Genomic DNA, 24346 nt, shown 5'->3' with positions numbered 1-24346 from the left:
AAAACTCTTCATCTATGCGACTTCCTAAAAATACGTTAATTACTTTAACCTGATTTATGTGCCGGTAATGGGAAATCCATCCCTTTATTTGGCAATAATCAGTAGCTTTGGTAGTAGTCCAGGGAAATACCTTACATATGAAGTTATTAGTATCCTTTTTTGCACTTTGCATTTGTCTTTCCGTTTCAGCACAAGAATTAAAATCGCCTTCTGAATTTTTAGGTCATGAACTTGGCACCCAATTTACCCGTCACCATAGAGTAATAGACTATTATAAGCACCTTTCAGAATCAGCATCCGAAATGGTACAACTAGAATACTACGGACAAACCTACGAAAGCAGGCCCTTGGCCTTAGCGTATATTTCTTCGGCTGAAAACATTAAAAACCTAGAAAAAATTCGCCTGGAACATCTAAAAAACACAGATGGTGATGGCAGCCCTACCATAGCAATCGTCTGGATGAGCTACAATGTACATGGCAATGAAAGTGTAGGTACGGAAGCCTCTATGAAAACGGTTTATGAACTGCTGACCGAAAAAACCGAATACCTTAAAAATACAATTGTAATTGTAGACCCATGTGTAAACCCAGATGGCCGTGAACGTTACGTAAACTGGTTTTATCAATTTAAAAACGGACCAAGTACGGTAGACCCTAATAGTAAAGAGCATCATGAACCGTGGTTAAACGGAAGACCAAATCATTATATGTTTGATCTAAACAGAGATTGGGCATGGTTAACACAAGTGGAAAGTCAACAAAGAATTAAAAAGTATAACAAATGGCTGCCCCACGTACATGTAGATTTTCATGAGCAAGGCGTTGACAATCCCTATTATTTTGCTCCCGCTGCGGAACCATTTCATGAGGTTATAACAGATTTTCAAAGAGAATTTCAGACAACTGTTGGCAAAAATCATGCAAAATATTTTGATGCCAACGGGTGGTTTTACTTTACCAAAGAGGTTTTTGACTTGCTCTATCCCAGCTATGGAGACACTTACCCAACCTATAACGGGAGTATTGGCATGACCTACGAGCAAGGCGGTAGCGGCAGTGCCGGTTTAGGAGTTATTAGCAGTATTGGCGACACCCTTACTTTAAAGGATAGAATTCTGCACCACCACACCACTGGACTTTCAACGCTTGAAGTTGCATCACAAAATGCGATACGGTTAAACGAAGAGTTCAAAAAATTCTATCGCCCCAAAGATTATAAATACAAAAGCTATGTTTTAAATGGGCCCAATGATAAGTTGAACGTTCTGACGCAATTACTGGAAGCACATGAAATTAAATATGGCTGGGCAAATACTAAAACTTCCAAAGGCTTTAACTACAGTACCGGAAAAAATGGTCAAATAAAAACATCCAACCATAGTTTGGTCATAGATACGGACCAGAAAAAAGGAACGTTGGTAAAGGTACTTTTTGAGCCTAATACCAAACTTACGGATTCTCTAACGTATGATATAACCGCCTGGTCCCTACCCTACGCCTACGGACTTGAGGCTATAGCCTCAGAAACAAAGGTAAATGCCGATTTAGATTCCGGAAACATTATGAAGACCGCTTCCAACCACTATACCAATAACGCTTATGCCTTTATTGCGGAATGGAACAGCTTTAACGATGCGCAATTTTTAGCAGACCTTCTTAAAAACGACATTAAAACAAGATATGCCAAAGTACCATTTGTGCTAGATGGAGTTTCATATGATCGTGGCACACTCATTATTACAAAAGCAGATAATAAGAACACACCAGATTTCTTAAACACCCTTTCTGCGTTAGCTACTAAACACAAACAGGTTTTAAACTCTACCGACACCGGTTTTGTTGAAGATGGAAAAGATTTTGGTTCTGCTTCGGTACAGCCATTGAAAGAAATGAAAGTCGCTATACTTTCAGGCAAACCTACTTCTACCTTAAATTTTGGTGAAATCTGGCACTTTTTTGAACAGCAATTAAATTATCCTGCTACTATATTGGACTCCGATTATTTCAAAAACATCGACCTTGCCCAATATGACATACTCATTCTACCAGATGGTAATTATAAAAAATTCCTCAATGAAAGCAGAATGACCGAACTCAAGGATTGGATCAATGAAGGGGGAAAATTAATTGCTCTAAGCGGTGCTTTAAAAACACTCTCTAAAGAAGATAAGTTTCAATTGAAAGCAAAGCAAAACGAAACAGATAGCACCACAGTTATTCCTGTTTATGATCACAACCAAAGGAATCAAATCAAAAATGAAATTACGGGTGCTATTTTTAAGACCAAAGTAGACTATACACACCCTTTGGCATACGGCTACGGCGACTCCTATTTTAGCTTAAAATTAGGAGGTGCCGCTTACAACTATCTTGAAACAGGTACTGTAGCATATCTAGACCTTGATAATACGATTCCCGTTTCTGGATTTGCCGGTAGTGATGCTCAAGCCAAGATTGGAGAAACCTTAATTTTTGGTGTTGAAAAATACGGTAAAGGTGAGTTGGTTTATTTGGTTGATAATCCTTTGTTCAGAGGTTTTTGGGAAAATGGAAAACTACTTTTTGCCAATGCTCTTTTCATGGTCAACTAATAGCTCATAAATAGTATCCTTACCTAAAACCGCTTCCCAGTTTTTTTTGAATGAAGTCAGCCTCGTCCCACTGGTAATGGTTTACCTTTGTACTCCATAAGGCATAACGTTCAAATGAAAAACTTTAAAAAACAGTTCGGAGCAAAGTCAACGGATTCTGATATTAAACTTTACAGTCAATCCAAAAATTGGAAAAAAGGCAAGTTTCTTAATCTTGAAGAAACAAGTATGTCTATCAGTTTTTGGGAGATTCCCAAACTGTTGTACAAACAGTTTACCGATAAGGAAAAAAGAGAACCTGCAAAACCCATACCGGTTACTCCTTTTAATAAAGCAGCTTTCTTATCGGACGATATTGAATTTAAATACATCTGGTACGGCCACTCCGTTATATTAATGCGTCTGAACGGCAAAACCATTTTGATAGACCCCATGCTGGGCCCGAACGCCTCCCCTATTGCTCCTTTCAAAACGAAACGTTTTTCGGAAAATACCTTAAGTTTAATCGATGATTTTCCTGAGGTAGACCTTATGCTGATTAGCCACGACCATTATGACCATCTTGATTATGACAGTATCAAAAGATTAAAAAGCAAAACAAAAGAATATTTTGTAGCCCTGGGTGTAAAACGCCACTTGGTCAGTTGGGGAATAGACCCTGAATTAATTACCGAATTTGACTGGTGGAATGACGCTACCTATTCGGACATAAAAATTACCTTCACCCCCAGTAGACATTTCTCTGGTCGTGGCCTAACCGATAGGGCAAAATCACTTTGGGGAGGGTGGACCTTCAAAACACAAAACCATAATATCTGGTTTAGTGGAGATGGTGGTTATGGGAAACACTTCAAAGAAATTGGAGAGAAATTAGGGCCATTTGATTTTGGTTTTATGGAAGATGGCCAGTATAACGAGAAATGGCATCAGATACATATGTATCCTGAAGAAAGCGTTCAAGCCGCAATAGATGCCAAGGCTAAAAAAGCTATGCCGGTACATTGGGCAGGATTTGCCCTGGCCCAACATGATTGGACGGAACCTGCGGAAAATTTCAAAATTGCCGCTCAAGAAAAGGGGTTGGACGTTGCTTTTCCCCAATTGGGAGAATTATGTTCGCTTAAGGATGATAATGATACGTCTTGGTGGTAATTTAAATTATAGAATTGCGTAGTATCCATAAAAACAAACTGCTAGACCTATAAATCCAACGCCTATCATAAATAAAGTAAAAACCTGTTGCAGCTTTTTATTTTCATTGATAATAAGTCCTAAAACGCCAAATAAAATGCTGATTTGAAGAAATAGGATACCAATATCTATTTGTGTAACCAAACTTCTAGTCTTTAGACTTATGTCTTCCCAAGACCGCAGACCAACAATTTTGCCCATTTCACCGTTTAAATCCTGAGACCATGCAGACCGAGCTATATTATTTGAGCCCAACAAAATTTCGGTCTTTTCCTCTTCATATTTCCGAATAAGGTCATCGGTCACATCTATTCTAAAATCTAACTGCTCTAGTTTATCTTCTGCCACTAATCCTGTACCACGCAAAGACTCTAGATAATCTCGTTGGTTTTCTTTTAAAATTTGTTTGATACTTTTTGCATTATACCAACTGGAATAACTTACATGTTTGTAATTGGCACGTGCAATCTTTTCTTCTAGATTACTATTAACCACTTTCATAACGGCCAACATTGCCACAAGAATTATAATTATTACCCCTCCTCTATTCTCTATTTTATTATTTTTAGACATTACTTTGTTTTAATGACGTGCTTGGTTTTGGTCAAGACTAACTTTGAAAAAAATCAATCTTATATAGTATACGTAATAAACCCCGGTTATAGTTGGCGCGGAGCCTCTTACATCTACCCTTTTTCGACAATAGGCCTAGTTTATAGGAAAATAGGTTGTCATATCTTTTAATCACTCACAAATAAAAAATATATTCCTACAATAATGTATTTAGATAGTTTTGAAACAGACCGCTTAGAATTAAGGGCCACAACACAAGATGACGCAGACTTCCTATACCAATTATTAAATTCACCTAGCTGGCTCAAATATATTGGTGATAGAAAAATATACAGTACGGCACATGCCGAAGCTTATATCAACACCAGAATAACGCCTCAATTTAAAAGGCTAGGTTTTGGCAACTATACGATTACCCGAAAATCCGATGGTGTAAAAATGGGGTCTTGCGGTCTTTATGATAGGGAAGGACTCTCTACAATTGACATAGGTTACGCCCTTCTACCTGAATATGCCAAAAATGGGTATGCTTTTGAAGCCGCGCTGAAGTTGAAAGAAATGGCATTCTCTACCTTTGAACTAGAAAAATTATGTGCCATTACCTCAAAGGATAACATAGCTTCCCAAAAACTGCTGTCCAAATTAGGCCTTGAATCCAAAGAAACGATCACGTTACCGGGTGACACTATTGAATTAATGCTCTATACTATCAATAAAACAAACTCCTAAGTTTTTAAATTTCAGCTTATAAACCTAAAAGTCATTTGAAAGAAAATATCCTGTTAAACCTTTACTAACTAGAATATTCTTTCATTAATTGACCTTAAATTTGCCCTCCCAAATTAAATCCGGCTTACGGGTATAATCAAGGAACATCATTAAAATTTGTTCCAAAAAAGCAATTAATAAAAATGAAACTCCTCATTATTTCTTTATTTCTTACCCTCGCAACTACATGCAATAGGCAGTCCCTAGAACTGGAAGTCACCAATACTAAATTACTACAAGACGTCCCCAGTGCTTCCGGTATTACCAAGGGCGGTAATAATTTTTATGTTGTAGGCGACGACTCCCCGTACCTCTTTGAAGTAAAGGGTGACGGAGAAATATTAAATAAGACAGCAATTTATTCTACCGCATTATTAGAGGGAAACCGGCTTGACAAAGTTAAAAAACCAGATTTTGAAGCTTTGGAAACTATAAACAACAATGAAATACTTGCCTTTGGATCAGGAGCAAAATCGCCAGAACGAGATATTTTTTTACATATTTACACCAAAGATAGTGTGAGCGTAAAAACCTATCAAATTACTGAATTCTATGATAACTTAAGAAAACATAGTATTCTTAAAGACGCGCATTTAAATATTGAAGGTGTAGCTCTATATCATAAAAATATTTACCTTTTTAATCGAGGAAAAAACGTGATTTTCAATTTTGTTTATTCCGATTTACTTGATTTTCTAGAAAACAGGAAACCTTTTCCTGCATTTACTACCATGGCTTATGAATTGCCAAAGATAGATGGGTATCAATCCGGATTTTCAGGTGCCACTATTCTAGAAGATGAGAATTTGGTAATCTTTACCGCTTCGGTAGAAAAAACGGGTACAGCCTATAACGACGGAGAAATAGCAGGGAGTTTCATTGGAGTAATCCCAATAGTTAACGGTACTTTTTCAAAACAATATAGGGTGGCCCCTATTCCCAATTCAGATGAACCCCTAAAGGTAGAATCGGTTACAGTAGCCAACAAAATAGCTCACAACAAGTTTGAAGTTGCTTTAGTTACAGATGATGATAAGGGAAATTCACTACGGCTAAACTGTTTGCTGAAATTATAGCGGGAAAAACAGTCTCCTTCCAGCTAAAAAACAAAATTCAACTTAGTCATAACCAATCAACTAATCCCCAAATCTACAGTTAATTGGTTAATAAATTCGTTAAGTCAAATATTAATCGTAATATTGCAATATACTAAACAAGCAAAAAAATGGGACTTGCCAAAACCGAAATATTTTCAGACGTTCAAAATGAAATTGCACTATATGCAAAAGTCTTTGGGCACCCGGCAAGAGTCTCTATTTTACAACATTTGTTTAAAATAGATACATGCGTTTGCGGAGATTTGGTTAATGAAATAGGCCTAGCACAACCTACAATTTCTCAACATTTAAAAGAACTTAAAAATTTAGGGCTTATACAGGGTACGGTTGAAGGCACCAGTGTTTGCTATTGTATTCATAAGGAAAATTGGACTAAAATGAAAAATGTAATGTTTGAGTTCTTGGATCAAGATATATCCAAATCCGATTGTTGCTAAAAAAATTTGAAATTATTTATCGTAAAATTACAATTAATATATAGTTATGAAATTATCACAGATTAAATCAGAGCTTTCAAAATTAGACAAAATAGCATTTCAATTACCTAACGGAGAGTTAGTACCTAACCATTTTCATGTAACGGAGGTGGGTAAAATCACCAAGAACTTTATTGATTGTGGCGGTACGGTTAGAAATGAAGAGGTTGTAAACTTTCAACTTTGGAATGCAGATGACTACGATCATAGATTACACCCAGAGAAATTAGTCCATATTATAGAGCTTTCTGAAAAAACCTTAGGTATAGGCGATTTGGAAATTGAAGTGGAATACCAAGGAGACACTATCGGTAAATTTGGATTGGATTTTGACGGAACCAACTTTCTGTTAACTACCAAACAAACAGATTGTTTAGCCAAAGACAATTGTGGTATTCCTGCCGAGAAGCCAAAATTACAATTTTCGAGTTTAAGCCAAGGAAGTTCATGTGACCCAAAAAGTGGTTGTTGTTAAAAACATAGATTATGATACCTAAAACAGTACAAATGCGCACTTTTGAAAAGATTGAGAACACTATTGCTTCTCTGCAAACCGACTCTATATCTAAAGAGCGACAAGAAACATTGCAGCCCTTAATTGACTTTATTCAAGAAAAGGTGACAGCAAATGAGGAAATTAGACTAAATTTTATTTGCACCCACAACTCACGTAGAAGTCACCTTTCACAAGTTTGGGCTCAGGCAATGGCATATCACTTTAATATAAAGAACGTTTTCTGTTATTCAGGAGGAACGGAAGCTACGGCATTGTTCCCCATGGCAGCGGAAACGCTTAAGAATACCGGTTTTGAAGTTGTTAAACGTTCTGAAGACAAAAACCCGGTTTACAGTATAAAATATGCTGAGAACGAACATCCGGTTATTTGTTTTTCTAAAACCTTGGATGATGATTTTAATCCAAAATCAGGTTTTGCTGCAATTATGACCTGTAGCCAGGCAGATGGCGGTTGTCCTTTTATTGCTGGAGCGGAAAAACGTATTCCTATTACTTTTGAAGACCCAAAAGCTTTTGACAACACACCGCAACAAGCAGAAAAATACAATGAGCGAAGTATTCAAATTGCTACAGAGCTATATTTTGTTTTCTCTAAAATAAACTCATAGAAAATGCCCAAAAAGTTAAGTTTTTTAGATAGTTACCTAACCCTATGGATATTTATAGCCATGATACTGGGGGTTGCCATTGGCAATTTTGCACCCCAGTTTCCAGAACTTATAAATTCCGCAAGCAGCGGAACTACGAACATACCCATAGCCATAGGTCTAATTTTGATGATGTACCCGCCACTGGCCAAAGTGAACTATGCATTGCTGCCCAAAGTTTTCAAAAACGTAAAGATTCTATCCATTTCGTTAGTGCTCAATTGGGTTATTGGTCCTGTACTCATGTTTTTATTGGCCATTACGTTTCTACAAGATTATCCTGAATATATGGTGGGTCTAATTTTAATTGGGCTTGCTCGTTGTATTGCCATGGTCTTGGTTTGGAATGACCTTGCAGAAGGCAGTAGTGAATACGGCGCAGGTCTTGTAGCTTTAAATAGCATTTTTCAGGTCTTTGCCTATAGTTTTTACGCCTATATCTTTATAACCGTTCTACCTCCATACTTTGGCTTTGAAGGTGCAATTGTAGATATCTCCATTGCTACTATTGCCGAAAGTGTAGCCATCTATTTAGGTTTACCCTTTCTATTAGGAATTTTAAGTAGGGTGATATTGGTAAGGTTAAAGGGCGAAGAATGGTATACCCAAAAGTTCATTCCCACTATTTCTCCAATGACACTGATTGCCCTATTATTTACCATTGTGGTCATGTTTTCATTAAAAGGAGAAATGATTGTTGAAATCCCTATGGATGTTCTGATTATTGCCGTACCGCTGCTAATCTATTTTGCCTTAATGTTCCTAATTGGCTTCTTTGTTACAAAAGCTACCGGTTCTGAGTATGATAAAACTACCTCAGTAGCATTTACTGCTGCCGGAAATAATTTTGAACTTGCCATTGCCGTAGCTATTGCGGTCTTCGGGCTAAATTCTGGGCAGGCTTTTGCCGGGGTCATAGGACCACTAGTAGAGGTTCCTGCTTTAATTTTACTTGTTCGGGTGTCCTTTTGGTTGAAGAAAAAGTATTATAAAAAGGAAGAAAAATTCGCTTAACAGTTTATTTAAGAATACCATCATTATCAGCGTCAACCGTGTTTTACGCCCTGATATTGATGGTATTTTTTTTATTTCCGCTTAAAACGGTATTTATTCGCTTAAACCATAAACTCCCTCTTCGTTTTGATTGATTACCTTACCTAGAAACGATATCTTGCACAGATATTTTTAAGGACACAAAAGGAATGAATCTCACTATTGAAAATATTGTCTTAATTGGCTCTTTACTGTTGTTCATTAGCATTGTTGTAGGTAAGACTTCCTATAAATTTGGAGTTCCTACACTTTTACTTTTCCTTGGTATAGGCATGTTGGCCGGTTCTGAAGGCATTGGCGGTATTTTATTTGATGACCCAAAAATGGCCCAGTTCATTGGTGTGGTCTCCCTTAATTTCATATTGTTCTCCGGCGGATTGGATACGAGTTGGCCTGCCGTAAAACCCATCCTTAAGGAAGGTATTCTGCTTTCTACTCTTGGCGTTCTCCTAACTGCGGTATCACTTGGTACATTTGTCTATTTCGTAACGGATTTTACGGTCTATGAAAGTTTATTATTGGGTTCTATTGTTTCATCTACAGATGCTGCTGCGGTCTTTTCAATATTGAGAGGCAAAAGCCTTGCCCTTAAAACCAATCTAAGACCTACGTTGGAGCTTGAAAGTGGTAGTAACGACCCTATGGCATACGTACTTACCATTGCCTTTCTTTCTTTGGTAGTGAATCAGGACCAAGGTTTGGCATCAATTATACCGCTATTCTTGCAACAAATGATTTTAGGCGGAGCAGCAGGTTTTGGCTTTGGAAAGTTGAGCAAAATTGTAATCAATAGGATACGATTAGATTTTGAAGGTCTGTATCCCGTACTTGTTATTACCTTGATGTTCATTACCTTTTCGGCAACCGACTTTATTGGCGGCAACGGCTTCCTTGCCATCTACATTTGCGCCGTGTATTTGGGTAATCAAGACCTTATCCATAAAAAGACCATCTTTAGAATGTTTGATGGATTAGCTTGGCTGATGCAGATAGTACTCTTCTTGACATTAGGTCTTTTGGTTTTTCCAAGTCACGTAATCCCCTATATGGGTATTGGTCTGCTTATTTCGTTATTCTTGATTTTTGTAGCACGTCCTATTGGTGTATTCATAAGCCTCATGTGGTTTAAGATGAAACTACGTAGGCGGTTCTATATTTCTTGGGTCGGGCTTCGCGGGGCTTCACCAATTGTATTTGCCACCTACCCCCTATTAGCGGGTATTGATAAAGCAAATATCATTTTTAACATTGTTTTCTTTATTTCGGTTTCCTCGGTTCTGATACAAGGTACCACCTTGGCCGTGTTGGCAAAATGGCTACATGTTGGGCTACCCGAGAAAGCCAAACGTATTTACGAAAACGAGAAGTTTCTTGCCGAAATTCCAAAGGCGGTTATGAAAGAAGTGGTCATAACTCCAAAATGCTTTGCCGTAGGCAAAAAAATTGTTGAGCTGAGTTTTCCAAAAAATGCCATAATCGCTATGATCAAGCGAAAAGATGTGTACATAACCCCAAAAGGTTCTACAGTTATTGAAGCAGGTGATACTTTGGTTGTTCTTTCAGACAATGAAGAAGGTCTCAAAGAGGTTCAAGAATGCCTAAATCAATAACATTTTTTTGGCAACTTCAATTGATTATAGTTTTACCTTTGCTTTGTGAAATCGGTTAAAAAAATATTTGGCTTATCCTTATTGACGGCAATTTATTGCTGTGCAATTGGTATGGGCTTAAGCGGCGACCAAACACTTAGAGTAAATAGCTCTGACAATTCGCAAAAAGAATTGGTGTCTTCGGTCAATGCCAAACTTTATTTTCACACCTCCGAATCCGAAACGGCCGTTGACAACCCTTCAAACAATTCTCAAAATCCACTTGAAGGCCCGAGCAAACTATCGGGAACACAAAAAACCAGCGAAAATATCTTTGAAAGTAGGCTGGCACAATACACGCGTTTTTCGCAAAACCTTCTTATCTCCAAGCGAAAGACAGATATTATTTTCCCTTTTCATTATTTCTGGTAATTCCATTTTTGAGTAACCCGCGTCAAATCCTGTTTTGACAACTACTATTGGGCTTGCAAAATGCATTGCCCTATTTATCAATTTAAAAAATTTAAAAAATGGATTTAGATTTAGGCACGACCCTTATTGGGGCCGTATCCGTACTACTATGTGTAACCCCTTTTGTACTGGTTACCAGAAGCGTAAAGAAAAAAGAAAAAGCAATGCTCCGTTCCTTGAGTAATTTTGCGGAACAAGACAATTGTAAAATACATGAACATGAGTACGTTGGCGATTTTATAATAGGCATGGATACTAATAAAAGCGCTGTTTTTTTCTATAAAGAAGAAAAAGATGCTACAGAAAAATTATCCGTGAACCTGAAAGATGTAAAAAACTGCAAGGTTTCCAAAATAGGAAAATCAGTTCGTAACCATGGAAAAGTAGAACAGACCATTGAGCGAATTGAGCTCATCTTCAATACGAGTCCATCGGCCAGTAAGGATGTTGTTTTTGAACTTTTTAACTATCAAAATAACTTGCAATTAAATGGAGAGTTACAAACGGCAGAAAAATGGGCCAACAAGGTAAACGCTATTGTTTAAACAGAAGTCCACAAATCAAAATCCCCATAGCAAGCTGTGGGGATTTTTCTTTTCCTAGAACAGGACTTTATTTAAGTGAAACGGTCATGATATAATCATCAGCGGTCAAATAGAGTACTTTCTCATCTTTTCCAAAAGCACAATTGGCCGTTTTCTCACCTGTATGAATTCGCGCCAATGCTTTTCCTGTTTCATTGAATACCCAAACTCCACCAGGACCTGTGGCGAACAAATATCCTTTACTGTGCATTTTCATACCATCTGGCAAACCTTGCTGACCATCTTGTCCTATTAAGTTGGTTACATCATAAAACAACTTTTTATTATCTGCAGTGCCTGCATCGAAAATATCATATTGGTACCATACGGCATGTTCAGGATTGGAAACCGCTACGTACAATTTAGAACCATCATTACTAAGCGCCACACCATTAGGTCTAGACAATTTATCTACCAAAACCACCTCTCCTGAGGTCTTTAAACAGTATACACCTTGGTAATCCAGCTCCTTGTTTGAATCTTCCATTTGTTTAGGAAGCCCGTACGGAGGGTCTGTGAAGTACAGATTACCATCGGCATCAAAAACCCCATCATTAGGGCTATTGAATCGTTTTCCTTTGAATGAATCCGCAAGAGCAACATACTCCGCTTTAGGCGCACCTAAATCAGCTGTCATTTGTGCTACTCGTCTTTCTCCATGCTGCATCAAAATTAATTTTCCTTCCGGACTTAATAACAATCCATTAGAACCGGGCTCCGCTCCGTAACCACTTTTCCCCAAATAGCCTGACGGTTTTAAGTATTCACTTGTTTTCCCCAAAGCATCAATCTTAAAAACGGTATTATTTGGTATATCAGAAAATAAAAGGTAATCGCCATCAGCAATCCACAATGGACCTTCCGTCCAAGTAAAACCACTACCTATTATTTTGATTTCGGCGTTCTCATCAATAATTGATAATGCTTCATCATCAAGAATTTCAACTGAAAACAAATGTTTTTTTTCTTGAGAAATAAGAGTTGCGTGAAGTCCTAATATTAAAACAAGCATATAAAATTTACTCATGGCCACATAATTTAAAATCGATTATAAATTGATACTAACCCATAATTTTTGAAATACAGAATATTAACGTCATGGCAGATGTACCTAAAATTAAGGTACCCACCGTTTGTATTTGATTTCCTTGTTTTACATCCATACCCGTTAATTGTGTAAACACCCAAAAGAAACTATCATTGGCATGCGAAACCACAGTAGAACCGGCACCAATAGCCAAAACGGTCATGGTTTTCATAAAAGCTTCATCCAGACCTAGTGCAGGCATCATTGGTGCTACAATTGACGCTGTGGTAATTAAGGCGACGGTTGATGAGCCTTGCGTAGTCTTTAAACAAGCTGCCAATAAAAATGGAAAAAACAGACCTATGGACATTCCTGAAAAGCTTTCAGTAATCAGGTCTGCAAAACCAGAATTCTGAAGCATGGCACCAAAAATACCTCCAGCACCGGTAATCAAAATAATAGGTGCCGCAATACGCAATGAGTCCCCTAACCAACCTGTAGCCGAATACACTTGCTGGTCCAATTTTTCAGGCAACAACAATGACAAAACAACTCCTATTAAAAGTGCTATTACCGGCGTACCTAAAAAAGCAATGACAGGATAAATAGCGAACCCGGTCATATGGAGTTCTGGATAATCAAATATCGATTTTAAGACAATTAAAATAATGGGGACTATAATACACAATAAAGAAAGTGACAATTTTGGCCTATGCACTACATCCGGAGCCACTTCCATACGAATAGGAACGTCCACTTTGGAAGCAATTTTGGTTGCAAAAAAATAACAAGTGATCAAAGACAATGAACTCACTATCAAACCCCATAGAATTACACTGCCCAATTCCGCATTCAAAATTCCTGCTGCGGCAATAGGACCGGGAGTGGGTGGTACCATTACATGCGTAGCCGTAAGCCCCAGCGCCAAAGCTGCCGTGGTACCTGCATAAGCTACCTTTGCCTTTTCCGAAAGGGCTTTGTTCAACGCGTTCATTATAATAAAAGCACTATCTGCAAAAACGGGTATGGAAAGCAAATATCCCGTTAACATCATGGCCAAGTGAATTGATTTTTCGCCAATAAGCTTAATCATCCGGCTAGCAATGACCATAGCTCCACCAGATTTTTCCAGTACCGTACCAATAGCTACACCAAAAAAAATGATGAGCCCTATTTTGCCCATAATACTGCCAAAACCATTATTGACCGAATCAATGATTGTCTCAACGCTCATTCCGGTTATGAATCCATAACCGATTGCGGCCAATAATAACACAAAAAATGGATGAATTTTCCAGCGAACGATACCCAAGATAATAAATGCAAGAGCGCAGACCAAGGCAATAATATAAAGCATAATCGGTTGGTTTAAGTTCTCTGAATTTAAGAACTAAATCGTTCAAAAACTGTAATTTACATAGTTTTTTTTTACCATTCGGCAAAACTACCATCTTCATTTCTCCACACCGGATTTACCCAGTTATGTCCAATTTTCTGACCTTCTTTTAACTTCTCTTCATTGATATCCACTCCTAAACCGGGCTTCTTCAGCAGCTCTACATAGCCATCCTTTACATCAAAAACTTCAGGATTATCCATATAATCCAACAAATCAAAACCTTTGTTATAATGTATGCCCAAGCTACTTTCTTGGATTACCGCATTAATAGAATTAAAATCTACATGAAGACAGGAAGCAAGTGCAACAGGACCTAATGGGCAATGAGGCGCCAAGGCAACATCATAGGCTTCCGCCATAGCGGCAATTCTTCTTACTTCTGAAATACCTCCGGCATGACTTAAATCCGGCTGAATAATATCTACCGTGCCTCTGTGCAATATTTCTTTAAAATCCCAACGAGAAAACATTCGTTCACCAGTAGCAATAGGCACACTGGTGTATGGATAAATATGATCAAAAGCCTCTTTGTTCTCGCTCAACACGGGTTCTTCAATGAACATTGGGCTGTATGGTGCCAGTTCATCAATCAAACGTTTTACCATTCCCTTATGTATTCTTCCATGAAAATCCAAGCCCACGTCTAGCGTATCTCCAAATTCTTCACGAAGCATCCGAATGTTATTGGCAACGGTCTTTACCTTCTGCAATGAATCTATCCAGGCAAAAGCACCTGTCGCATTCATCTTAACCGCCTTATACCCTTGTGCTACTTTTTCCCGTGCTTGCTCTAGGACAACTTCTGGATGGTCTCCCCCGATCCAACAGTACATTTTCATTTTCTTACGAACGGCACCACCTAAAAGGTCATAAACAGGAACGCCCAAATGCTTGCCTTTTATATCCCAAAGCGCTTGATCTATACCAGAAATTGCACTCATAAGAATAGGACCTCCACGGTAAAAACCTCCTCCGTACAAGGTTTGCCAAATATCTTCTATATCATTGGCAGAACGACCGATTATATATTGCGAAAGTTCTTGGACACAGGCCTCAACCGTAGCAGCTTTACCTTCTACAACAGGTTCCCCCCAGCCTATGATTCCGCTTTTAGTAGTTATTTTTAGAAAAAGCCAACGTGGTGGCACTTTAAAAAGTTCAATTTTTTCAATTCGCAGGTCATCCATACTATTCTACTAAAGTTCAAAGTTTGATTAATAAAACAATCTAGGTTTAATGTGATTAGATTGGTTTCCCCTAAAGTAGTGAATATTATTGAAGTGTAATTAATACGTTTAAAATGATAGGAAATAAGTAACCCGTTGATATAAAAAAACCTGTCCGACATCGGACAGGTTTTAACTATTTCTGTAAACAACTAAAATGAATTAATTATGCAGGTTCCCCGTACAAATCAAAATCCGCTGCTTCTGTAATTTTTATATTTGCAAATTCACCTTGTTTCAAATAATACTTTGCGGCATCAATAAGGACTTCATTATCTACATCCGGAGAATCAAATTCAGTACGGCCTACAAAATAATTTCCTTCTTTACGGTCTATGATACAACGGAAAGTCTGTCCTATTTTTTCCTGATTCAGCTCCCATGAAATCTGAGATTGTAACTCCATTATTTCATTCGCCCTTTCCTGTTTCACATCCTCTGGCACATCATCTTCCAAGGTGTAAGCATGGGTGTTTTCTTCATGACTATAGGTAAAGCAACCTAAACGTTCAAAACGCATATCTGCCACCCATTTTTTTAAGGTCTGAAAATCTTCTTCAGTCTCTCCCGGATATCCCACGATTAGAGTAGTACGAATGGTCATTTCTGGAACAGCCGCCCTAAACTCCTTCAACAATTTTGTCGTTTTAGCCTGTGTAGTTCCACGACGCATACTTTTTAGAATAGCATCTGAAATATGTTGTAGCGGAATATCCAAATAGTTACAAACCTTTAGCTCTTCTTTCATTACATCAAGCACATCCAATGGAAAACCTGTTGGAAAGGCATAATGCAACCGTATCCACTCGATACCCTCAACTTTCACCAAAGCCCGAAGTAGTTCCGCCAAATTTCGTTTTTTATAAAGGTCAAGACCATAATACGTAAGATCTTGTGCGATAAGAATAAGCTCTTTAACCCCTTTTGAAGCTAATTTCTCTGCTTCAACAACTAAATCTTCAATAGGCGTGCTTCGGTGTTTACCTCTCATGATAGGTATTGCACAGAAAGAACAAGGTCTATCACATCCTTCCGCAATCTTTAAATACGCATAGTTTTTAGGTGTAGTAGTTAAACGTTCTCCTATGAGCTCATGCTTGTAATCTGCACCAAGAGCCTTCAATAAATTAGGTAATTCACTAGTTCCGAAATACTCGTCTACATTTGGAATTTCCTTTTGCAAATCTGGCTTATAACGCTCACTAAGACATCCGGTTACGAATACTTTATCTACATGACCCGCTTCCTTTTTCTGAACATATTCCAAAATGGTATTGACACTTTCTTCTTTTGCGTTCGCGATAAATCCGCAGGTATTGATTACAACAACATTGCCTTCCTCTTCATGTACCACTTCTTTCTCATTGGCACGCAACTGCCCCATAAGCACCTCGGAATCATACACGTTTTTCGAGCATCCCAAAGTAACTACATTAATCTTATTCTGCTTCTGCGATTTTGTTCTCATAACTAGAAATTGAGCGCAAAAATACAACAAGATGAACGAACAGCTTCCTTTTGGCACGATTTCTTGATGAATTACGTTAAACTTTAATAACTAACTGATGGCCAACACGAAACTGGAATTATGAAAAACCATATTTCTCACCTATTCGCTATAATCCTTACCGTTCTTACAAGTTGCTCAAAAAACAATGCCGAAGTTGGGCCTGAATATGATAACGACCCCATGGAATTGTATTTCCCCGAAATAGGGACTACCCCTTGGGAAACCATAAGTCCCGAACAACTCAATTGGAACGAAGGAAATTTACCTGATTTATACGACTACCTAGAAGCCAAAAATTCCAAAGGGTTCATCATTCTTAAAAATGGACGGATTGTAGTTGAAAAGTATTTTAACGGTCATTCCCAAAATAACAATTGGACCTGGTATTCTGCTGGAAAAACTTTAGTTTCCAGCACTGTAGGTATCGCGCAGGAAGAAGGGTTATTATCCATCACCAATAAATCATCTGATTATTTAGGTAATAATTGGTCATCATTGACCACAGAAAAACAAGATCTAATAACGGTTAAGGACCATCTTAGTATGAGTACGGGCTTGAAAGATTATATTGGACAGACCCTAAAATGGATTTGTACCGCTCCCCTGTGTTTTGAGTATGAAGCCGATGCTGGTTCTAGGTGGGCCTACCACCAAGGTGCTTTTACCGCGTTAAAAGATATAGTAACCTCCGCCACAGAAACCAACTTTAATGAATATTTCTATGCCAAAATCAGGGATAAAATAGGCATGAACGGTTTTTGGCATGAAGAAACATTGCTAACCTTATACACTAGCGATACCAGGAGCATGGCACGTTGGGGCTTATTGATTCAAAACGAAGGAGTTTGGGATACGGAAACTATTATTAGCAAAGATTATTTTCATGCAATGACCAATACTTCTCAAGAAATTAATAAATCCTACGGATATTTATGGTGGTTAAACGGTAAAGAAAGTTACATTGGAACTACCTCACAAACTGTAATTCAAGGTTCTTTGATACCGAGCGCTCCTGCAGATATGTTCGCTGCCTTAGGAGCAGATGACCAAAAAATATATGTTGTACCTAGCCAAGATTTAGTCGTAGTACGTTGTGGAGATAGCGCCGAGGAAATGCAACTAGGTCTTTCTAGTTTTGACAATGAATTATGGAAAAAAATAAATGCGGTAATAGAGTAAAGTTCTTAATAGAAACTATATAGTACTGTTTTAAACATTAAAAAACGAGTCTACAAACTCATGTTTATTGAACACCTGAAGGTCTTCAATTCCCTCTCCTACCCCAATATACTTAACAGGAATTTGAAACTGATCTGATATACCAATAACAACTCCACCTTTTGCCGTACCATCTAATTTGGTCACTGCCAATGAAGTTACCTCTGTTGCTTTGGTAAATTGTTTGGCCTGCTCAAAAGCATTCTGCCCAGTAGAACCGTCTAGTACCAACATAACATCATGCGGTGTATTTTCTACTACTTTTTGCATTACACGTTTTACCTTGGTCAACTCGTTCATTAGGTTGACTTTATTGTGAAGGCGTCCAGCAGTATCTATAATAACAACATCTGCATCCTGTTTTACCGCTGAACTTAACGTATCAAAAGCCACCGATGCTGGGTCACTACCCATATTCTGTTTTACAATAGGCACATCTACCCGGTCTGCCCACACCTGCAATTGGTCTATAGCGGCAGCTCTAAAAGTATCTGCTGCGCCTAGAACTACTTTTAAACCTTGTTTTTTAAATTGATAGGCAAGCTTACCAATGGTCGTAGTCTTACCTACCCCATTCACACCAACTACCATAATAACATACGGTTTTTTATCTTTAGGTATAGAAAATTCCGTTTGGTTACCTAAGTTGGTCTCAGAAAGCAGTCCGGAGATTTCGTCACGAAGAATAGCATTGAGTTCATCGGTACCCATATACTTATCCTTAGAAACACGAGCTTCTATTCGCTCAATTATTTTTAAGGTCGTGGTTACACCAACATCCGAAGAAACAAGAACTTCTTCAAGGTTATCCAATACATCATCATCTACTTTAGACTTACCCGCAACAGCTTTGCCCAGCTTAGAAAAAAAAGAAGTTTTAGATTTCTCCAAGCCCTTATCAAGGCTTTCTTTTTTCTTTGATGAAAATATATTCTTGAATAAACTCATTTGTTCTTTGTATTAATAGGTTCAAAGATAATAAAGTAAGCGGAAGTTTTTACTTTAAATAACACTACCATTGGCTTATTGGCACCTGTAATACATAGAAACCGAACTAAGTTGTACTTCTATCAACAAAAAAAGCCCCTTCTATATGAAGAGGCTTTATAATACTATTGAAAGTATCTTACTTTTTAGACAACCATTCATTAACCGCTTCTGGGGCCATAACTGACTCAACAAAAGTGTATGAACCACTTTTTGCCGACTTTACCATTTTAATGGCTTTTGTCAATCTTTTTGAACTTGTCTGTAAACTTGCTACCGTCTTCTTTGCCATGACTAATATGCTTTTATGTTCTCGCTAAAACGAAAACTTATTTAATCTCCTTATGGATTGTCATCCTCTTTAAAATAGGATTGAACTTTTTAATCTCCATTCTTTCGGGAGTGTTCTTTTTGTTCTTGGTAGTAATGTACCGTGAAGTACCTGGCTGCCCCGATTCTTTATGCTCGGTACATTCCAATATTACTTGTATTCTATTTCCTTTCTTTGCCATCGTATTCTAAGCTTATTTTACCAATCCTTCTGCCTTTGCGTCTTTCAACACAGCAGAAATACCCTTTTTGTTGATAATTTTCAACGCCTTCGCAGAAACCTTTAAGGTTACCCAACGGTCTTCTTCGGGAAGATAAAAACGTTTCTTAGAAAGATTAACATTGAACCTTCTTTTGGTCTTATTAATAGAAAACGATACGTTGTTACCGAACATCGCTCTCTTTCCCGTAATTTCACAAACTTTTGACATCGCGCTGATTTTTCTTTAAACAGGGTGCAAATTTATATCATTTTTATGGATAGACAAAACAATATTTCAGATTTTTGAAATTTCTTTTTGCAACAGCTCAAAAGCCTTGTTTACCGACTTCTCTACAATACGCTCTCTATGGTTGCCCATATTGAATTTTTGTGCGTATACACCTTCCGGAGAAGCAATTGCTATGAAGGCCGTTCCAATCTCTGCATCCGAGTCCCCCTTTGTAGGTCCTGCATTTCCCGTAGTGGATATGGCATAATCCGTTTTGAAAAGTTTCCTTACATTTTCCGCCATCTCCTTGGCTACCTCCGCACTTACTACTGAATAGGCGTCCACAACATCACTGGAGACCTTAAGCACATTTATCTTTGCTTCCGTTGCATAACTTACCACACTACCTTTAAAATACGCGGAAGCACCCGGCAAAGCGGTTAAATGCTCCGCAATCTTTCCTCCCGTAAAACTTTCTGCAGTTGCCAATGTCAATCCCTTTTTCAAACAGAGTTTAGCAACCACCTGCTCTAGTGTTTCTTCGTCTTCGGTACCGTACATGATATCACCGATCAGCGGATATAACTTTTGAATTTCCGCATCTACGGCCCCTTCTATTTCTTGTTTATCGACACCTTTGGCAGTCAACCTCAACCTTACCTTGCCTAAATTGGGTAAATATGCCAATCTAATGTAAGGGGGTAAATTATTCTCCCAATCTTCAATTTTATCGGCAATAGCACTTTCACCTAAACCATAGGTAACGACCGTTTTGTGCAAAATAAAAGGACGTTTAAACTCCGAAATAATTTTAGGGATTACCTTATCCGTTATCAAATTCTGCATTTCATAAGGCACACCAGGTAATGAAACAAATGCAACTCCATCTTCCTGTATCCACATGCCGGGCGCAGTACCAAAGGCATTATGCAAAACTGTAGCCTTAGAAGGAACCAAAGCTTGTTTTCTATTGATATCCGATATTGGAGTGGTAGTAATATATTTTTTAAATAGTTCCTCTACATGCTCTAAAACACCTGTATCCTCTACCAAAGTATCGTTAAAAAACTCGCACAATGTATGTTTTGTAATATCGTCTTTTGTTGGACCAAGGCCTCCGGTTATGATAACCACCTGAACTCTCTTTTTAGCGTCTTCCAACGCCTGGAGTATATGTTCTTTATCATCTTGAATGGAGGTTATCTGGTATACAGAAACTCCAATTTTATTAAGTTCTTTGGATATAAAAACGGAATTGGTATCAACAATCTGCCCGATTAAAATCTCATCTCCAATAGTAATTATTTCGGCAAGCATCAGAAATTAAAATCTTTTTTAAGCTCGGACACCACTTGATCTATGTCTTTTTTTAACATAGGAAATACCACTTGTATCTCAGACATATTGGCTTCCGCCTTTCCTAAAGTCTCTATTTGTAAGGCCGCCGCACGGGTTTGCTCCATACCAAGAAGATCTACATTAGGTTTTATTTTATGAGCTAATTTATAAACCTGATCATGGTTTTGCTCATTTAGTGCAACTTCAAGGAGTTCCAAATCCTGAGGCACTTCTTCTAAAAATACTGAAATAACCGAGTTGATGAAATCTTCATCTCCTTCTGCCATCTCATTGATTTTATCAAGATTGTAAATCATTATTTTACTTTTAAGTGAAAAAGTTCACGTTCCCCCAGAATACCCGAAAGGTAATCATTTGCTTCAATTCTACCAACACCGGCAGGTGTTCCTGTAAAAATCACATCGCCTTTTTTTAACATAAAAAATTGAGATACATAAGAGACCAGTTCATCTATCTTCCACAACATGAGACCAGTATTGCCCTTTTGCACTTCATTATTGTTCTTCAACAAAGAAAAATCTATATTGTTTAAATCTTCAAAATTTGTTTTCGGTAGCCACTCTCCAATAACCGCAGCTCCGTCAAAACCCTTAGCTTTTTCCCAAGGCAAACCTTTCTCTTTAAGCTTTGATTGTAAATCTCTTGCAGTAAAATCTATACCCAAACCAATCTCATCATAATAATTAGGTGCGAATTTTTCGCTTATATGCTTCCCTACCTTTTTTATTTTAACAAGCACCTCTACTTCATAGTGTACATCTTTTGAAAAATCCGGAATATAGAAATCTTGTTCTTTGGGTAAAATTGCAGAATCCGGTTTAATAAAAACAACTGGTTCTTCCGGCCTTTCATTTGCTAACTCCTCTATATGCTCAGTATAATTTCTACCGATACAGATAATTTTCATTAAAGTCTTTTTAGAGTTTTCTAACCTAACTTGTTATTGAGCTGACTCAATTTTACTTGGGTCAATACTTTTTTTGTGTACAAAGGAAAATCCGCATTAAGAATCCAACCAAAGTAACCGGGTTCTTTCTCTAGTACATCTAGCACCTTTCGACCTTTGTGTTTGCCGAACGCAAAAATTTCAACTCCGTCCTCATCATACCCCAAAAAGCCCGCAAAATCAGCAAACTGGCGATGGGTTGAAAATTCAGCCAATTTCTTAACGTTATTTTCAAGTTCCGGATATTTATCCAACTGTGACAATAAAACCTCGTAAGTTGCCAAGGTATCGGCTTCTGCACTATGCGCATCAGTAAGATCCTTATCACAATAAAATTTATACGCAGCCACTAAAGTCCGCTTTTCCATTTTGTGAAAAATAGTCTGTACATCTATAGAAACCATACTTTTCATGTCAAAGTCCAGATCGGCCCGTAGCATTTCTTCTGCCAATAAAGGAATATCAAAACGATCAGAGTTGAATCCGCCTAAATCGCAATCCTTGATCATGCCATAGATAGTTCTAGAAAGTTCTTTGAAAGTTGGTTCGTTTGCCACTTTCTCATTTGAAATACCGTGTATGGCAATTACCTCTTCAGGTATTTCCATCTCAGGATTCACTAGCCAAGTCTTACTTTCTTTATTCCCGTTAGGGTATACCTTTAAAACAGATATTTCTACAATTCGGTCTTTGGCAACATTAGTTCCCGTAGTTTCCAAATCAAAAAAACAAATGGGACGTGTGAGGTTGAGCTCCATAGTCTTTGCAATTTTTTTTAACAAAGATAATCTTTAACAGGGTTCAAGAAAGCATATCCATACTTTTCTTAGGAAAGAAAATACAGTTAAAGGCTTGTATTTACTACAGTATGAAAAAAGAGGAATTAATAGTATATACTACACCTCCCTATCAATGTCCCAAGCTTCAAGATAATCCGCAACTGCCTTGGCAAACATACTCCCAAGTGCACCATTTACCACTCTATGGTCATAACTATGGGATAAATACATCTTACTACGGATTCCAATAAAATCACCTTCTTCGGTTTCTATGACCGATGGAATTTTACGGATTGCACCCAATGCCAATATACCCACTTGCGGTTGATTAATGATGGGTGTGCCAAAAACACTACCAAAAGTACCCACGTTAGTTACCGTGTAGGTACCATCTTGAATTTCATCTGGCTTCAACTTATTCTCTCTAGCCCTAGATGCCAAGTCATTTATTACTTTGGCCATACCTACCAAATTCAATTGGTCTGCATTCTTAATTACCGGAACGATAAGATTTCCGTCCGGTAAGGCTGCGGCCATACCTATATTAATGTTTTTCTTTTTGATAACCGTATCACCTACCAGAGAAATATTCATTAAAGGATACTTCTTTAATGCCTTTGCTACGGCCTCAATAAAAATGGGGGTAAATGTCAGCTTCTCGCCTTCTCTTTTTTCAAAAGCGTTCTTTACCTTGTTTCTCCAATTAACAATCTTAGTAACATCTACTTCAATAAAACTCTGTACATGTGCGGAGGTAGAAACACTATCCACCATGTGCTTTGCAATCAATTTACCCATTCTGGACAATTGAATTACTTCGCCATCAGCACCCTCTTTTACACCTATTCCGTTCGTAGAAGACTTAACTTCCGGAGTTTTTGGACTAGCGCTAGCCGGTGAAGGTTCTTTTACTTCCGGGGCAGTAGTTTTTGCTACTGGCTGCCCTACCTCTTTACCACTCCCGTTTTCTAAATACGCAAGAATATCATTCTTGGTCACACGGCCATCATTACCGGTACCTTCAATAGTATCTAGTTCTGCAACGGAAATACCTTCTTGTTTTGCTATATTCTTTACCAATGGTGAATAAAAACGTTCGGAAGATTCCGATTTTTGAGCTTGATGAACCGGTGCAGCAACGGCTTCCTTAGCAACCTTAACCGTTTCCTCTACCATTGCGGCAGATTCCTCTGCTCCATTGAAAGCCTCAACCGGAGTATTTTTTACCGGAGGTTTTACAACCTCTACAGATTGTTCCGTTTCAATAATAGCAACAGTATCACCTACTTTGATTACATCGTCTACATCAAAAAGTTTCTCCACCAAAACGCCTTCTACCTCACTAGGAACTTCTGAATCTACCTTATCCGTAGCTATTTCAAAAATAGGTTCGTCCAATTCAATAGTATCCCCAACTTCTTTCAACCAAGTGGTCAACGTTGCCTCTGCAACACTCTCACCCATTCTCGGTAATTTCAGTTCAAACTTTGACATATTCTTATTTTAGACTGCTTTTATTCTAATTTTATCGCAAAAATACCAAAAAAAACACC

The 24346-nt window shown here is 37.9% G+C and carries 26 protein-coding genes; 12 read left to right on the top strand and 14 right to left on the bottom strand.

Annotation, left to right across the window (positions count from 1 at the left end):
- The first annotated feature begins 137 nt into the window (after positions 1-137).
- Both P0077_RS14175 and P0077_RS14170 read left to right on the top strand, forming a co-directional pair.
- Complete coding sequence (locus tag P0077_RS14175; protein ID WP_276165867.1) at positions 138-2594, top strand: M14 metallopeptidase family protein; 2457 nt, start codon at positions 138-140, stop codon at positions 2592-2594.
- 114 nt (positions 2595-2708) lie between these two features.
- A complete protein-coding gene (locus P0077_RS14170; RefSeq protein WP_276165866.1) occupies positions 2709-3746 on the top strand; it encodes an MBL fold metallo-hydrolase in 1038 nt (345 codons plus the stop codon).
- A gap of 6 nt (positions 3747-3752) precedes the next feature.
- On the opposite strand, the gene P0077_RS14165 is transcribed toward P0077_RS14170, so the two are convergent.
- Positions 3753-4358, bottom strand: a complete 606-nt coding sequence (locus tag P0077_RS14165) for a DUF4337 family protein (RefSeq protein ID WP_276165865.1) — start codon at positions 4356-4358, stop codon at positions 3753-3755.
- A gap of 204 nt (positions 4359-4562) precedes the next feature.
- Here P0077_RS14165 and P0077_RS14160 point away from each other — a divergent pair, with 204 nt between their 5' ends.
- From P0077_RS14160 to P0077_RS14120, 9 genes are all read left to right on the top strand, one after another.
- Entirely contained in the window at positions 4563-5087 is a 525-nt protein-coding gene (locus P0077_RS14160; protein ID WP_276165864.1) for a GNAT family N-acetyltransferase, read from the top strand.
- A gap of 182 nt (positions 5088-5269) precedes the next feature.
- The gene (locus P0077_RS14155) at positions 5270-6202 is read left to right on the top strand and encodes a DUF6929 family protein (RefSeq protein ID WP_276165863.1); all 933 of its coding nucleotides are present in this window, start codon (positions 5270-5272) and stop codon (positions 6200-6202) included.
- 149 nt (positions 6203-6351) lie between these two features.
- Entirely contained in the window at positions 6352-6681 is a 330-nt protein-coding gene (locus tag P0077_RS14150; protein WP_194526392.1) for an ArsR/SmtB family transcription factor, read from the top strand.
- 46 nt (positions 6682-6727) lie between these two features.
- Positions 6728-7195 (top strand): DUF6428 family protein, encoded by a 468-nt coding sequence (locus P0077_RS14145; RefSeq protein ID WP_194526391.1) that lies wholly within the window; start codon positions 6728-6730, stop codon positions 7193-7195.
- Between the two features lie 11 nt (positions 7196-7206).
- On the top strand, positions 7207-7845 hold the full coding sequence (locus tag P0077_RS14140) for an arsenate-mycothiol transferase ArsC (RefSeq protein WP_276165862.1): 639 nt from the start codon (positions 7207-7209) through the stop codon (positions 7843-7845).
- 3 nt (positions 7846-7848) lie between these two features.
- Positions 7849-8898: an ACR3 family arsenite efflux transporter gene (arsB, locus tag P0077_RS14135; RefSeq protein ID WP_276165861.1), complete on the top strand. Its 1050-nt coding sequence runs from the start codon at positions 7849-7851 to the stop codon at positions 8896-8898.
- 188 nt (positions 8899-9086) lie between these two features.
- Positions 9087-10547, top strand: coding sequence for a potassium/proton antiporter (locus P0077_RS14130; protein WP_276165860.1), 1461 nt, complete (start codon positions 9087-9089; stop codon positions 10545-10547).
- A gap of 45 nt (positions 10548-10592) precedes the next feature.
- Complete coding sequence (locus P0077_RS14125) at positions 10593-10958, top strand: hypothetical protein (RefSeq protein WP_276165859.1); 366 nt, start codon at positions 10593-10595, stop codon at positions 10956-10958.
- 98 nt (positions 10959-11056) lie between these two features.
- Complete coding sequence (locus P0077_RS14120) at positions 11057-11542, top strand: hypothetical protein (protein ID WP_276165858.1); 486 nt, start codon at positions 11057-11059, stop codon at positions 11540-11542.
- A 67-nt stretch (positions 11543-11609) separates the two neighbouring features.
- Here P0077_RS14120 and P0077_RS14115 read toward each other — a convergent pair whose 3' ends face one another.
- From P0077_RS14115 to rimO, 4 genes are all read right to left on the bottom strand, one after another.
- Positions 11610-12608 carry an SMP-30/gluconolactonase/LRE family protein gene (locus P0077_RS14115; RefSeq protein ID WP_276165857.1) on the bottom strand — a complete coding sequence of 333 codons (999 nt, stop codon included), beginning with the start codon at positions 12606-12608 and terminating at the stop codon, positions 11610-11612.
- A gap of 34 nt (positions 12609-12642) precedes the next feature.
- On the bottom strand, positions 12643-13965 hold the full coding sequence (locus P0077_RS14110) for a GntP family permease (RefSeq protein ID WP_276165856.1): 1323 nt from the start codon (positions 13963-13965) through the stop codon (positions 12643-12645).
- Positions 13966-14036: 71 nt separating this feature from the next.
- Positions 14037-15194 (bottom strand): galactonate dehydratase, encoded by a 1158-nt coding sequence (gene dgoD / locus P0077_RS14105; RefSeq protein ID WP_276165855.1) that lies wholly within the window; start codon positions 15192-15194, stop codon positions 14037-14039.
- 205 nt (positions 15195-15399) lie between these two features.
- Positions 15400-16701, bottom strand: a complete 1302-nt coding sequence (rimO, locus tag P0077_RS14100) for a 30S ribosomal protein S12 methylthiotransferase RimO (RefSeq protein WP_276165854.1) — start codon at positions 16699-16701, stop codon at positions 15400-15402.
- Positions 16702-16821: 120 nt separating this feature from the next.
- Here rimO and P0077_RS14095 point away from each other — a divergent pair, with 120 nt between their 5' ends.
- Positions 16822-17922 (top strand): serine hydrolase domain-containing protein, encoded by a 1101-nt coding sequence (locus P0077_RS14095; protein ID WP_276165853.1) that lies wholly within the window; start codon positions 16822-16824, stop codon positions 17920-17922.
- A gap of 30 nt (positions 17923-17952) precedes the next feature.
- Here the strand turns inward: P0077_RS14095 and ftsY are convergent, their stop codons facing one another.
- The 9 genes from ftsY to P0077_RS14050 form a co-directional block, all read right to left on the bottom strand.
- Positions 17953-18909: a signal recognition particle-docking protein FtsY gene (ftsY, locus tag P0077_RS14090; protein ID WP_276165852.1), complete on the bottom strand. Its 957-nt coding sequence runs from the start codon at positions 18907-18909 to the stop codon at positions 17953-17955.
- Between the two features lie 178 nt (positions 18910-19087).
- Positions 19088-19240, bottom strand: a complete 153-nt coding sequence (locus P0077_RS14085) for a DUF4295 domain-containing protein (protein WP_076456632.1) — start codon at positions 19238-19240, stop codon at positions 19088-19090.
- Between the two features lie 37 nt (positions 19241-19277).
- Complete coding sequence (rpmG, locus tag P0077_RS14080; protein ID WP_038234759.1) at positions 19278-19460, bottom strand: 50S ribosomal protein L33; 183 nt, start codon at positions 19458-19460, stop codon at positions 19278-19280.
- A 12-nt stretch (positions 19461-19472) separates the two neighbouring features.
- Positions 19473-19709, bottom strand: coding sequence for a 50S ribosomal protein L28 (gene rpmB / locus P0077_RS14075; RefSeq protein ID WP_276165851.1), 237 nt, complete (start codon positions 19707-19709; stop codon positions 19473-19475).
- Between the two features lie 66 nt (positions 19710-19775).
- Positions 19776-21026: a competence/damage-inducible protein A gene (locus P0077_RS14070; RefSeq protein WP_276165850.1), complete on the bottom strand. Its 1251-nt coding sequence runs from the start codon at positions 21024-21026 to the stop codon at positions 19776-19778.
- Complete coding sequence (locus P0077_RS14065; RefSeq protein WP_276165849.1) at positions 21026-21364, bottom strand: Hpt domain-containing protein; 339 nt, start codon at positions 21362-21364, stop codon at positions 21026-21028. Before P0077_RS14065 ends, P0077_RS14070 begins: the two co-directional genes overlap by 1 nt.
- Positions 21364-21975 (bottom strand): fumarylacetoacetate hydrolase family protein, encoded by a 612-nt coding sequence (locus tag P0077_RS14060; RefSeq protein WP_276165848.1) that lies wholly within the window; start codon positions 21973-21975, stop codon positions 21364-21366. The genes P0077_RS14065 and P0077_RS14060 overlap by 1 nt, the downstream gene beginning before the upstream one ends.
- 20 nt (positions 21976-21995) lie before the next feature.
- Positions 21996-22772, bottom strand: a complete 777-nt coding sequence (locus P0077_RS14055; RefSeq protein ID WP_276165847.1) for a 3'-5' exonuclease — start codon at positions 22770-22772, stop codon at positions 21996-21998.
- Between the two features lie 138 nt (positions 22773-22910).
- Positions 22911-24287: a dihydrolipoamide acetyltransferase family protein gene (locus P0077_RS14050; protein ID WP_276165846.1), complete on the bottom strand. Its 1377-nt coding sequence runs from the start codon at positions 24285-24287 to the stop codon at positions 22911-22913.
- Positions 24288-24346 lie beyond the last annotated feature (59 nt).

Origin of the sequence: Zobellia alginiliquefaciens (assembly GCF_029323795.1) — a bacterium.
Taxonomy (GTDB): Bacteria; Bacteroidota; Bacteroidia; order Flavobacteriales; family Flavobacteriaceae; genus Zobellia; species Zobellia alginiliquefaciens.
This window is presented reverse-complemented; position numbering and strand designations above follow the sequence as displayed.

Excerpts from the sequence above, each read along its gene's own strand:
- P0077_RS14150 (WP_194526392.1), top strand. The coding sequence starts at position 6,352 with ATGGGACTTGCCAAAACCGAAATATTTTCAGACGTTCAAAATGAAATT.
- P0077_RS14165 (WP_276165865.1), bottom strand. The coding sequence starts at position 4,358 with ATGTCTAAAAATAATAAAATAGAGAATAGAGGAGGGGTAATAATTATA.
- dgoD (WP_276165855.1), bottom strand. The coding sequence starts at position 15,194 with ATGGATGACCTGCGAATTGAAAAAATTGAACTTTTTAAAGTGCCACCA.
- P0077_RS14115 (WP_276165857.1), bottom strand. The coding sequence starts at position 12,608 with ATGAGTAAATTTTATATGCTTGTTTTAATATTAGGACTTCACGCAACT.
- P0077_RS14110 (WP_276165856.1), bottom strand. The coding sequence starts at position 13,965 with ATGCTTTATATTATTGCCTTGGTCTGCGCTCTTGCATTTATTATCTTG.
- ftsY (WP_276165852.1), bottom strand. The coding sequence starts at position 18,909 with ATGAGTTTATTCAAGAATATATTTTCATCAAAGAAAAAAGAAAGCCTT.
- P0077_RS14130 (WP_276165860.1), top strand. The coding sequence starts at position 9,087 with ATGAATCTCACTATTGAAAATATTGTCTTAATTGGCTCTTTACTGTTG.
- arsB (WP_276165861.1), top strand. The coding sequence starts at position 7,849 with ATGCCCAAAAAGTTAAGTTTTTTAGATAGTTACCTAACCCTATGGATA.
- P0077_RS14055 (WP_276165847.1), bottom strand. The coding sequence starts at position 22,772 with ATGGAGCTCAACCTCACACGTCCCATTTGTTTTTTTGATTTGGAAACT.
- P0077_RS14065 (WP_276165849.1), bottom strand. The coding sequence starts at position 21,364 with ATGATTTACAATCTTGATAAAATCAATGAGATGGCAGAAGGAGATGAA.
- P0077_RS14160 (WP_276165864.1), top strand. The coding sequence starts at position 4,563 with ATGTATTTAGATAGTTTTGAAACAGACCGCTTAGAATTAAGGGCCACA.
- P0077_RS14050 (WP_276165846.1), bottom strand. The coding sequence starts at position 24,287 with ATGTCAAAGTTTGAACTGAAATTACCGAGAATGGGTGAGAGTGTTGCA.
- rpmG (WP_038234759.1), bottom strand. The coding sequence starts at position 19,460 with ATGGCAAAGAAAGGAAATAGAATACAAGTAATATTGGAATGTACCGAG.
- P0077_RS14085 (WP_076456632.1), bottom strand. The coding sequence starts at position 19,240 with ATGGCAAAGAAGACGGTAGCAAGTTTACAGACAAGTTCAAAAAGATTG.
- P0077_RS14070 (WP_276165850.1), bottom strand. The coding sequence starts at position 21,026 with ATGCTTGCCGAAATAATTACTATTGGAGATGAGATTTTAATCGGGCAG.
- P0077_RS14155 (WP_276165863.1), top strand. The coding sequence starts at position 5,270 with ATGAAACTCCTCATTATTTCTTTATTTCTTACCCTCGCAACTACATGC.
- rimO (WP_276165854.1), bottom strand. The coding sequence starts at position 16,701 with ATGAGAACAAAATCGCAGAAGCAGAATAAGATTAATGTAGTTACTTTG.
- P0077_RS14145 (WP_194526391.1), top strand. The coding sequence starts at position 6,728 with ATGAAATTATCACAGATTAAATCAGAGCTTTCAAAATTAGACAAAATA.
- P0077_RS14095 (WP_276165853.1), top strand. The coding sequence starts at position 16,822 with ATGAAAAACCATATTTCTCACCTATTCGCTATAATCCTTACCGTTCTT.
- P0077_RS14120 (WP_276165858.1), top strand. The coding sequence starts at position 11,057 with ATGGATTTAGATTTAGGCACGACCCTTATTGGGGCCGTATCCGTACTA.
- P0077_RS14170 (WP_276165866.1), top strand. The coding sequence starts at position 2,709 with ATGAAAAACTTTAAAAAACAGTTCGGAGCAAAGTCAACGGATTCTGAT.
- P0077_RS14060 (WP_276165848.1), bottom strand. The coding sequence starts at position 21,975 with ATGAAAATTATCTGTATCGGTAGAAATTATACTGAGCATATAGAGGAG.
- rpmB (WP_276165851.1), bottom strand. The coding sequence starts at position 19,709 with ATGTCAAAAGTTTGTGAAATTACGGGAAAGAGAGCGATGTTCGGTAAC.
- P0077_RS14175 (WP_276165867.1), top strand. The coding sequence starts at position 138 with ATGAAGTTATTAGTATCCTTTTTTGCACTTTGCATTTGTCTTTCCGTT.
- P0077_RS14140 (WP_276165862.1), top strand. The coding sequence starts at position 7,207 with ATGATACCTAAAACAGTACAAATGCGCACTTTTGAAAAGATTGAGAAC.